The organism is Streptomyces sp. NPDC031365 (assembly GCF_055569765.1).
On the sequence record NZ_JBVIIM010000030.1, the window covers coordinates 69465 to 80748 of the forward strand.

5 protein-coding genes are annotated in these 11284 nt (G+C 74.1%); 1 reads left to right on the plus strand and 4 read right to left on the minus strand.

Annotation, left to right across the window (positions count from 1 at the left end):
• Positions 1-57: 57 nt before the first annotated feature.
• Positions 58-5070, minus strand: a complete 5013-nt coding sequence (locus ACZ5C2_RS31915) for a DNA-binding protein (RefSeq protein ID WP_468799172.1) — start codon at positions 5068-5070, stop codon at positions 58-60.
• Between the two features lie 40 nt (positions 5071-5110).
• Entirely contained in the window at positions 5111-5992 is an 882-nt protein-coding gene (locus tag ACZ5C2_RS31920) for a DUF4132 domain-containing protein (RefSeq protein WP_468799174.1), read from the minus strand.
• A gap of 556 nt (positions 5993-6548) precedes the next feature.
• On the opposite strand from ACZ5C2_RS31920, the gene ACZ5C2_RS31925 reads away from it, so the two are divergent.
• Positions 6549-7145: a response regulator transcription factor gene (locus ACZ5C2_RS31925; protein ID WP_468799176.1), complete on the plus strand. Its 597-nt coding sequence runs from the start codon at positions 6549-6551 to the stop codon at positions 7143-7145.
• A gap of 41 nt (positions 7146-7186) precedes the next feature.
• Here ACZ5C2_RS31925 and ACZ5C2_RS31930 read toward each other — a convergent pair whose 3' ends face one another.
• Both ACZ5C2_RS31930 and ACZ5C2_RS31935 read right to left on the minus strand, forming a co-directional pair.
• Positions 7187-9292 (minus strand): ATP-binding cassette domain-containing protein, encoded by a 2106-nt coding sequence (locus ACZ5C2_RS31930; protein ID WP_468799178.1) that lies wholly within the window; start codon positions 9290-9292, stop codon positions 7187-7189.
• Positions 9289-11067 carry an ABC transporter ATP-binding protein gene (locus ACZ5C2_RS31935; RefSeq protein WP_468799180.1) on the minus strand — a complete coding sequence of 593 codons (1779 nt, stop codon included), beginning with the start codon at positions 11065-11067 and terminating at the stop codon, positions 9289-9291. Before ACZ5C2_RS31935 ends, ACZ5C2_RS31930 begins: the two co-directional genes overlap by 4 nt.
• Positions 11068-11284: the final 217 nt, after the last annotated feature.

Consider the following 11284-nt stretch of genomic DNA (forward strand, 5'->3'; position numbering starts at 1 on the left):
GGCGGGGACGGCCGTACGCGGCGGCCGTCCCCTTCTTCCCATGTGTTCCGGCGGAACTCAGCGGCGGCGCTTGCGCGGCCGCGGCACCTCCAGTTCCGTCAGCTGGGGCCCGTCCCCGTCCTCGATCCGCTGCCAGGCCTCGCGGTAGAGACCGGCGACGGGCCGCAGGGGCACCACGACGCCCAGGACGGGCTCCTCGCCCTCGACCAGCTCGTACATCGGCAGTTTCCACCGCTCCAGCGGGAGGTGCGGGTGGGTGAGCTGGGTCCAGCCGCCGGGCAGGAACAGGGAGCGTCCGGCCTTGGAGCGGTTGCCCTCGATGACGAGGTCGGTGGCGGCCAGTTCGGCGCGGGCGGCCCGGAGCCTGGCCGTTCCGCCGCGCTGCTTGCCCCAGCCGGTCCAGCGGGCGGTGTTGCGGTCGGTGGGGTCGGGCAGGACGAGCAGCATCAGGTAGAGGACGGCGGCGTCCTCACTGATGCCGTACCGCTTGGCCGCCTCCGTGACCAGGTCGGGTACGGAGCGGGCGGGGTCCTGCGGCCACCACATGCCGTCCGCGTCGCGCTCGCCCGCCGCCGGGTTGCCCGGGTCGGCGAGGAGTTCGGCGAACAGCCGGTCGTGCACCAGGCGCAGGGCTGTCTCCTGGGCGTTCGGCCGTTCACCGGTGCACAGCGCCGTCAGGTGGGGGTCCTTCCCGGACGCGTTCAGCAGTGCGGTCCGGATGGCGGGGTCGGGCCGCCCGGTGCTCAGGACAACCGCGCCGTAGCGCACGTAGCCGTCGCCGGTCTCCGTGGGGTCTCCAGCGGCCCGCCGGTACGCCTCCCAGTCGTTCCGTCTGTCGAGAGGGATCAGCAGGCCCGGGTGGGCCAGCCGGTCGCGCAGCGCGCTCAGGACACCGGGCAGCACGGCGCGTACCGGGTCGCCGGACGGGAGACGGTGGGCGAGCCATGCGGCCAGGGTCACCGAGCCCTTGAGGACGCTGTTGTCGAAGCCGGGCCGCTTGTCGGTGGGTTCGACGGTGTAGGAGCCGAACGTCCAGGTCCGGTCCCGGGTCAGCCGGGGCTCGTCGGCCAGGCCGGCGAATCCCCACAGCGCCGCGGCCGGTGCCCATCCCGGCGAGACCACGGTGCGGACCGCCTCGTGGAGCACGTCCTCGGGGACGGAGGTGCGCCGGCCCAGGCGCTCGTTCCAGACCTCTGCCGCGCGGGCGGTGTCGGGGCCGTCCGTCCACAGCCGGGACGGGTCGTCGGGGAGCAGCGCCGCCACGACGGCCTGCCGGACGCTCGCGTCGAGGGCCTTCAGCTCCTCCTTGGCCACGCGCGCGTCGGCCGTCTTCACCCCGATCACCTTCAAGGTCGCGGCGGGTACCGGCTCGCGCTTGTCGTCGATCCGGGGCAGTCCCGCGACCACCAGCCGGGCCATGGTCGGGGTGATGCCGGTGAGGCGCGCGAACTCCTCCGCGGCCGCCGGGAACCAGGGCGCCGGGCCGCGCTCGGCGAACTCGGCGCGGAACGCCGCGGCCCAGCCGGCCGGCCGGGTCGGCTCCGGTACGAACGGCCGCTCGGCGACCAGGACGTACGGCGCGGGTATCTCGAACCGGCCGGACGGATCGTGGAAAAGCGCGCCGTAGCGCCTGCCCGGGACGTCGTTCTCCGTGTCCCACTCGCTGAGGAAGTGGTACGGCCGGTCGGGAAAGAGCAGGAACGCGCCGCCGGCGAGGTTCAGTACGGTCTCCTCCGTGTGGCCCGCCACGGCGTCGGGTCCCTCGAACAGGCTCTGGTCCAGCCGCAGCCGGACGGCGCGCCAGTGACCGGGGTCCAGGTCCGTGAGCGCCTGTGCGTCGAGTTCCGCGAGGAACTCGTTCAACGTCTGCCGGTGTTCGTCCACGGTGGGCTCCGAACCCACCCTCAGGGCCACGATCGCGGCCAGTTCGGGCAGAGCCCGGGCGTCCAGCTTCCCCAGCGACTCCTGCCTGTCCAGGTCGAGGTGGGTCAGACCCGGGGGAACGGGCTCGGCCAGGCCCCGCATCGACCGGCCCAGCAGGTGCGCCAGGTCGTGGATGCAGGTGGCGGAGCCGTAGTAGGTGCGCCAGCCCCGGCCGGTCAGGCCGACGCCGTTCACCGCCACCTCGAGCACATCGTCGCGCAGCTTGGGCCGTGGCTTGTCCGGGACGATTCCGGCGATCGCCGCGTCGAGCCGGGCACGCGTCGCGTCCAGGGTGCGCTGCTGTTCGGCGGCGAACCGGACCACCCCGGTGATGCCCGCGCGCAGCGCCTCGTGCCCGACGTGCGGCAGCAGGGTGCGGAGCAGCGCGGGCACCAGGTCCGCGCCGTGTTCCGCCTGCTCGTCCTCGCCCCCGGCGTTCCGCGGTCCCTCCTCCATGGCCGCGGCCAGCAGTGCCGCCGCGGTGTCCTCATCGATCCGGCGGAGCGCCTCGGAGCCCTGGGGATCACGGGGCTGGAGCTGGTGCCAGTAGCGCATCGGCGGCAGCAGCGCGGTGCCCGCGGTGAAGGGGCCGGAGCTGTGGTCCTTCGAGACCCGGGCGACCGTCGTGCCGTCCGGGTCGAGCAGTTCGATGCCGTCCCAGGACCGGACCACCGCGAGGAGCCGGTCGGTGCCGGGGAACCGCAGCGCGTGGTGGGGGATCCTGTCCCTCGAGGCCGGCACGACGACCGAGCGCCCGGACAGATCCTCGCCCCGTCGTGAGCCGTCGGGCAGTTTCACCACGCGCCAGCCGAGCACCCCGTCCACCGGGGCGCACACCGGGCCGTCCGCTGCGGACGGGGTGGGCCGCAGCCAGGCGGCACTCAGCTCACTGCCCTCCGGCTCGTCCGACAGGGCCGTGGCGAGCCATTCCGGTTCTCCGGGTGCGCCGGTCGTGTCACTGACCGGGTCGTAGGGGCACCACGCGAGGGTCTGGGTCTCCCTGTCCCAGACGTGCACCCAGTACGACGTCCCGTCGCTCAGGATCTTCCCCCGCCCCGGAACGGCGACGTCCCCTCGGCGCAGCACACCGCCACCGGTGGTGCGGCCACCGCCGGGAAGCGGAAGGGTGACGGATGCCATGTCCTCGTTGTGTGCCCCGCTCCCGTCCGCCGTGGTGAGGTAGGAACCGTGGAGAGCGAGGGCGAGCGGCGGTGCGTCCGCGGTGTGGTGCCAGTAGCCCTGGGAACCGGTGTGGTACGTGTCCCAGGCGATCAGCAACTCGCCGTCCACATAATGGCAGTCGACCTGCCGGAGACTTTCCCCCACTTCGTCCGGAAGGCGCAACTCGTGGGTGAGGACCGTGCCCTCCGCGCCGATCACCCGGGCCTGTCCGCGGGCCAGGACGACGAGATGGGGCCAGGCGTCGGCGACACGGACGCTCTTGGCGGGTTCCCGCGGCGCGACGGCATCGAGGGCCTCGTCCCAGGCGGGCCAGCCCAGTTCGTCGAGGATGCCGGTGCGCAGGGTGCGGGCGAGGGCGGGCGCGATGCCGGTGGCCAGCGCCTCCCGTACCTCGTCCGCGGCGGTCGCCAGCACCTCTCCCGGAAGCCAGGCCGGCGTCCTGAGGGCGCCGGAGTGGCCGGGAAGGTCGGGCAGTTCGCTGGTGAGGTACGTGCGGCAGACCTCAGCCACCCATGCGGCGAGCATCGGCCGTCCGCCGGGCGAATCGGCCAGGGTGAGGACGGTTCGCCTGCTGTCCCCGTACTCACTGTCGGGACAGCCGCGCCGGAACTCCTCGTGGAAGCGGCTGTCGGCGGCCAGCGCCAGGAGGTCACGCCGCCCGTCGCGGGCCGCCCAGGCGCCCAGGGCCAGCCCTGAACGGCGGACCTGCGGCGTCGCCACCGGTATGCCCAGCGACAGGAGCTGGTCGAGCAGGTCCACATCACCGACCGGGGGCGCCAGCGTGTCCGCGGCCGCCTCGAGTTCGGCACGCAGCACGCCGGCCATGCGGTCGACGAGCGGGTACAGCCCCTGCGGTGCGGGGTAATAGCCGTCGGCTCCGCACAGGGCGACGAATCTGCGCAGCCAGCCGACCGTGCCGTCGGGGGAACGCACCTCGGCGGGCAGCGTGCCGTCGCACAGTCCGGCGGTGGCGCCGGACTGCTCCAGCAGGTCGAGCCACTGGGACAGTTCCGCCCGCTCCCACTCGGCGGGGAGCAGCCCCAGCAGGATGCCGCGGACGGCGGGCTCCTGCCGGGCCAGCTGGACCAGGGCCTGACGGTGGGCCTTCCACCAGCCGGGGGGCGCCTTGACCGTGCCGGGCAGGGGCAGCATCTCGCGCAGATAGGCCATCTCCTCCGCCTGCGCGTCCCTGCCGGCGACCGCCTTCGCCAGCCGGCGCAGATCGCCCGCCCCCGGACTCGACGGGGGCAGTCCGTGAGCGGCCAGCCGGACGAAGAGCCCGCGCAGATGCCGGAACGCCGTCGCCGCCGGGACGCGGGAGGACAGTCCCTTGGCGTAGCTGGAGAGGACCTTCGTCGGTACGGCGTCGGCCAGGGCGAACTCCAGGAAGACCGCGTCCATGCGGGCCTCGTCGAACGGCAGCGCGTGCGCCGTCTCGGCCTTGCGGGCGTTGACGAACATCATGGACGCGTACGACTGCTCGCCGGCCGCCAGGAACACCCGGCCCGCCTGCTCGTAGAAGGTGGGGAGGAAGTGCGGGACGGAGCCGGCGAGCCGTTCGCCGATCGACTCGTAGGTGGCGCGGGCCCTCTTCGCCCGGGATCTCACCGTCCGGGCGACCTTGTCCATCTCCTCGACCAGGGACATGGCCAGGTGGCCGTCCGAGGGGTGACGGGCCAGCACCCATTCGGGGAAGCCCAGGGCCCGGTGCTGCCCGACACCGACCTCCACCGGTTCGCCCTCGGGCCGGAGTCCGAGGAAGCCGGAGCCCTGGTCACCGGTCCGGTCCCCGGCGGTCAGGCGTACGACGATCCGTCCCTCCAGGCCCGGATGGCGGTAGGCCTGGGTGAACATGGGCACGGCCCGCTCGCCTCCGCCGGTGGTGCCCGGCGGCAGTACCGCGCCGGCGCGGAGCAGTTCCTCCACGTCTGCCGTCGCCCCGTCCCGTGTCGTCCCGTCGCTCATGATCGCGCGCCTTTCGTGGATGTGCGTTCCGCCGTGCCGTTCACTGCGCGCCGTCCGTGGGGACGGTGCGGCCGGCGTGCAGGGCCGCGGCCATGCGCATGCCTTCGGACCAGGCCACGGGGCCGACCTCGGAGAGTGGAAGGTGGCCGTATGCGTCCTCGTCGCTCCAGCTGAGGTGGCCGGTCCAGGCCTGTTCCTCGGCGTAGGGGTCGCTCATGCCGACGGAGGCGGTGACGATGCGCCCGGCGTCCCGGATCCGGTCGATGACGCTGCTGCCGGAGACCGTGTAGCCGAGGGACGTGGCGCGGGCGGAGAGATGGAACCACGAGCGGTACTCGGCGCCGGCGAATTCGCGGACCGAGTCGGCGGCCCCGTCGAGGTCACCGGGTTTGTGCCAGGTGGCGCGGTGGATCTGCTCGACACCCTGGACCACTCCCAACTCCGCTGCGAACGTTCGCAGTTCCTCCAGGTCGGGCAGGAGGACCGGGTGGGGCAGGGTCACCGTGCGGGGAGCCAGGCGGACGGTCTCGCCGTCCAGGTTCACCACCCGCAGTGCGCCCGAGTCGTCGGCGTCGCGCAGGAAGCCGACCTCCTCGGGGCCGTCGCCGACCACGACGATGTCACGCAGCGCGGCCTGCCACGCCTCGTCGGGCCAGACCCGGGCCAGCAGACCGCTCGGCACCGGAAGTGAGGACACCATCCAGGTGGTGACCTGTGCCGCGCACTCGGCGGCATGCCGGTCCAGCCACTCGGCGAACCGCTGGAGTTCGATCACTTCGGGGCGGTCCCGTATCTCCGCGGGCAGGCTTCCGACCCGTTTCCGCTCCTGCCCGGCCGGTGCCCCCGCCGACGTGGCCCGGGCCACCACCCGGCCCTCCACCAGAGCGACTTCGTAGGTGTCGCCCGCTGCCAGCCAACCCATGGGTTCTTCGCCTCTCCCCGCACTCGGAAACCGGCACAGCACTTTGGCGGCCCAACTGGTCCGCTCCGCCGTGACGTTGGTCGAAAGACTAGAGGCACCCTCCGACACTCCCGGCCCGAGGCCGTCCCGGTCCGGGGGCGGTGGACGGGCCGCGCGATTCGCGCCAGCTTGGACGCTGACTGTTTCAAGCCGTGCCCTGAGCCGGGGGAAAGTGCTACCCGATCCTCCGGTTCCTGGAGTACGGCGGCCCGGGCCGGCGCTGTGCCGCCGTGGCCAGGGCACGGAGGCGGCCGGCGTGGGCGTGCCGTCCGGCTGCCGCGTTCCGCATGGGCGGGCACCGCCCGCCCAAGGGTGCGCGGATCCGTGGTTTTCGGCCTGGCGCGCACAGTCGTCCCACCCCTCGGGGGTCGCCGGGAACGGCGGATTGAGTCCGGTGCGGTTCGCACGTGCGTACGTGTCATGTTCTTGCTGGACGGATCAGGGCACATGGCCCGTGACTCGGACTGAGTGCGTGGTCGGCTGCCCGGGGCGCAGCCGCTGACAAGAGGTGGGGGACATGGTCCGTACTGTCGTGGTGCACGACGAGGAACTGCTGCGGTCGGCTTTGGCGCAACTGCTGAGATCCGATGCCGCGCTGGAGGTCTCGTCCATGTCACCCGGCGCCGACCTGCCGGATCACGACGTGCTGCCGACAGACGTGTGGGTCGTGGACGGCGACTGCCTGCAGGGTCCGGGGCAAGCGCACACCGCGCCCTTCCGGGCGCGGCGCGGGGACCGGCTCGTCGTTCTGACGACCGCCAAGCGGCCCGGGATCCTCCGCCGTGCGTTCGACGACGGTGCTCTCGGGCTGGTCGACAAGAACGCTCCTGCGCGACGGCTGATCACCGCGGTGCACGCGGTCGCGAAGGGCGAACGCTTCCTCGACGAGACACTCAGCGTGGCTCTGCTGGAGGGCGCGGAGATGCCGCTGACGACCCGCGAACTGAGCGTGCTGTCCCTCGCCTCGCAAGGGGCGCCCATGGCCGAGATCGCGGCCCGTCTGCACCTCTCCCGGGGTACCGTCCGCAACTACATGGCCGCGGCGATCCGGAAGGTGGGCGCCCGCAACCGGGTCGACGCGATACGCATCCTCCACAGCGCCGGGTGGACGTGAAGGGCGTGCGGCCCGCGCTCCGGACGGCCGGCCGGCCGCGGTCAGGGCCTGCGGGGCGGGCCGCCGTTCCAATGGCCCGTCAGATCACGGTAGAGCGGCGAGCGGTCCAGCACCTCGTCGTGCGTGCCGCACACCGCCCGCGTCCCGTCCAGTACCAGCACCCGGTCGGCACGGACGGCGGACGACAGGCGGTGTGCCACCATCAGCAGCGTGCCCGGGCGTCGCGCGAGGGCCTCCTCCGCGCGCGCCTCGGAAGCCGGGTCGAGGTGGCAGGTGGCCTCGTCGAGCAGCAGCAGGGAGGCGGGTGCCAGGTAGGCGCGTGCGAGCGCGACGAGCTGCCGTTCACCGTGGGACAGTCCGGACGGCCGCACCGGGGCGTCGAGCCCGCCCTGGCGCTCCACCAGCGGCCTCAGCCCCAGGGCACCGACCGTGGCGTCGACGTCCGCGCGGCTCGCGTCGGGACGCAGATACGTGAGGTTGTCGCCCAGGGTGCCGGAGAAGACGTACGCCTCCTGGGGCACCAGAACGCGCAGGGCGGCGAGTTCGGCGGGTGCGCGTCCGGTCACCTCCCGGCCGGCCACCCTGACCTCGCCGGCACTGGGGACGAGCGTTCCCGCGATCAGACGGGTGAGCGTCGACTTGCCGATACCGCTCGGTCCGACGACGGCGAGGTGCTCGCCCGGAGCGACGCACAGGTCGAGCGAGTCGAGGACCGGTGCGGCGTGGACGCCGTAGGACAGGGTCACGGACCGCAGCTCCACCGCCGCGGTCGGCCCGCGGTGCGCGCGTTCCCGGAAGACCGGTGCGCCGTGGCCGGCATCGGGGAGACCGGCGGTCGTCCGGGCGGAGGCGGTGACGGCCCCGCCGGCTGCGCCGGGAGCCGGCCGGCGCGCGGCGGAGTACGCGGGCTCGGGCCGGGGGGGATGTGTGACCGTCGGCACCGACGCCCGCTCCTCCTCCGGCGTCCGTGTCCGCCCCGGCTTCGGCCTCGGCTTCGGCTCCGGCTTCGGCTCCGGCTCCGGCTCCGGCTCCGGCTCCGGTACGAACTCCGGCCTGGACACCGACTCCGACTCCGACTCCGACTCCGGCCTGGACACCGACTCCGACTCCGACTCCGGCTCCGACTCCGACTCCGGCTCCGGCTCCGGGCCGATGATGCGGTCCAGGACGACCAGTAGCCGGGACCCCGCCGCACCGAGCGCAGCCATCAGCGTGTGCAGGGCCGGCAGGAGTGACTGGACGAGATAGGTGAAAGCGCCCAGCAACGCACCCGCTGTCACCCCCCGCCCGCGCAGCCACGGCACGGCGAGCAGCAGCGCCAGGACCGGCAGGTGACCCGCGACACCGAGCGCCGTCGTGCGCACCGCCGCCCAGCCGGCCAGGGCACGGGCCGCCGCCGCGGCATCGTCGACCAGTTCCGCTCCGCGCCGCGCCGCCTCGGGTCCCGTTCCGCAGGCCGTCAGGTCCCGCAACGCCGCCCGCGACCGGGCCGCGTGGTCGCCCAGTGCCTCGTCGGCCGCCAGTGCGCGTCGCTGCGCCGCCGCCATGGGCCGCAGCGTCGCCAGGAACAGCACCAGACCCCCTGTCAGCGGTGGCAGCACCACCACGAGGAGGGCCGGGTGCAGCGAGAACAGCCCCAGCAGCGCTCCGGCGGCGGTGAAGACGAACGAGCGCAGGGTCAGGACGAGACCGGCGAAACTGTCCCGGGCGATCTCGACCTGGTTCGTCAGCCGGGAGACGGCCGCCCGGTCCGTACCGCCGGACGCGCCCGCGGCGGCGCGGGCCAGGGACCGGTCGACCGCGTTCCGCACCAGGCCGTCGCGCAGCGGCTCCGTCAGACCGGCCAGCTGCGCGAACACACCCCGGATCACCGGGGCACCGAGCAGCACGGCGACCAGGGCGACGGTGAGCCACAGCAGTCCCCGGCGCGTGTCACCGGCGAGGAACCCCTGGTCGACGGCTCGGGCGACACCGTAGCCCAGGAGGAACGCCTGCCCGGTCTCGGCCAGCGACCAGAGCCCGAGCCGCACCAGGACACCGGTGCGGCGGGCGAGGAAGCGACGGGCGTGCGGCACGATGCGGCGCAGCGCCCCGGATCCGTCGCCCGTGCCCCGCGCGTCCGTGTCCGTGTGCGCGGCGCGTTTCACGACCGTGTCCCTTCGTGTCCGGACCGTCGCGCGGCGGTCAGCCGCTGTCTCGCGGCCCCGGTGCCGTCGGCGGCGAAGACCGCCCGGTAGCCGGCCAGGCCCCACAGTTCGCGGTGGGGCGCGACGGCCCGTACCTCCCCCTCCTCCAGCCAGATCACCAGGTCCGACCGGGCCGCCACCGACGGGCGGTGCGCGACCACCAGTCTGGTCCCGGGCCGTACCGAACGGCGCAGCGCCCGGTCCACCTCGTGCTCCGTGGCGGTGTCCAGACTGGACGTCGCGTCGTCCAGGATCAGCAGCCGTCCGGCGTGCGCGAACGCCCGTGCCAGCCCGAGGCGTTGGTACTCGCCGCCCGACAGCGGCGCCGCGGTCAACGGGGTGTCGTATCCGTCCGGGAGCCGGCGGACGAAGCTGTCGGCGCCCGCGGCACGGCAGGCCTCCCTGACCTGTTCGGGCGACACCTGCCGAGCACCGGTGGCGACCGCTTCGGCGACCGTGCCCTCTCCCAGCGCCGGGCGCTCGAAGGCGTAGGCGACCTCGGTGCGCAGCGCCTCCCGGGTCAGCCGGTCGAGACGAACACCGTCCAGCAGCACATGTCCCTCGTCGGGGTCGGCCAGCCGCCCCGCCACGGCGGCCAGGACGGACTTTCCCGCTCCGCTGCGGCCGACCACCGCGGCGGTGGTACCGCCCGGCACTCGCACACCGTCGGCACGCAGGACCTGCCTGCCGTCACGCACCACCCGTACCCCGCACAGTTCGAGATCGCCCCGTCCGGTCGGCGGCAGACGGAGTGTCCCGTGGACCTGCGCGGGCATGCCGGCCAGTGCCCGGGTCCGTTTCCGTGCCTCGCGGCCCCGTACCACCGCTCCCAGCAGTGACGCGGCGCCACCGATGCCGGCTGTCAGCTGCGCATAGCGGAACACCGCGAGCAGCTCGCCCACGCTCAGGGCCCCCGACGCGAGACGCAGGCCGCCGACGGCCGTGGCGGCCAGGGTGAGCAGGGGGACCAGGACACCGCTCCGGGCCAGGGCCCGTCCGTGCAGCGCCCACATGTGCCGTCCCAGGTCGGCGAGTCGGGTCAGCGGCTCGAGCACGCGTGCGCGTTCACGGGCGCCGGTCCCCGCCGCGGTGATCGTCGCCGCGCCCTCCATGGCCTCCAGCAGCCGGGACGCGATCTCCGACTGCGTGTCCTGGTAGGCGGCGACCGAGGCACCGGTGTCGCGGGCGAAGGCCCGCAGCACCAGCGCCAGGGCGGGCAGCCCGGCCAGCACGCAGGCGGCCACCCCTACGTCGACGACGGCCAGCGCCGCGAGCGCGCCCACGGGCGTGATCATCGAGGCCGCGAGCGCCGCCCGGGCCGCCGGGGCGCCCCCGGCGTCGGCGGCGTTGAGGGTCAGCCGGGTCCCGGCGTCCCCCGGAGTGAAGGGCCGCGCGCGTTCCGGTACGGCACGCAGCAGACCGTCGAAGGCCCGGGAGCGGATGGACGCCGTCCAGACGGCGTTGCAGCGGCCGGTGAACAGAGAGGTGAGGCTGTCGAGCAGCAGTTCACCGAGGAGGAGCGCGGCGCTCAGCGCCAGCCAGCGTCCCGCGGCGCCGTCGTCGCGCAGGAGCAGGTCGAGTGTGCGCCCCAGGGCGTAGGGCTGGGCCACGGTGGCCGCGGCCGCTCCGACCGAGCACAGCAGCACCAGCACTTCGGGCGCGCGGCCCGGCGTCCCGCCGTCGGCCCTGTCCCGCACCCTGCCCGCCCGCCGCGCCCGGAACCCGGTCGTCGGCACCAGCCGGTCTCCTTCCGTCCGTCCCACCGCGTCGGTACACCGTCCGGGCGCCCGGACGGCCGACGTGTCCGTGACAGCAGGTACCGGGGGGGGGGGGGGGGGGAGGGGGGGGGGGGGGGGGGGGGGGGGGGAAGGGGGGGGGAACACAAATGCTTCCGCCCTCTGTACTTATTTTGGGGGTGTTCGTACCAACACCCCCCTCACCCACCCCCACCCA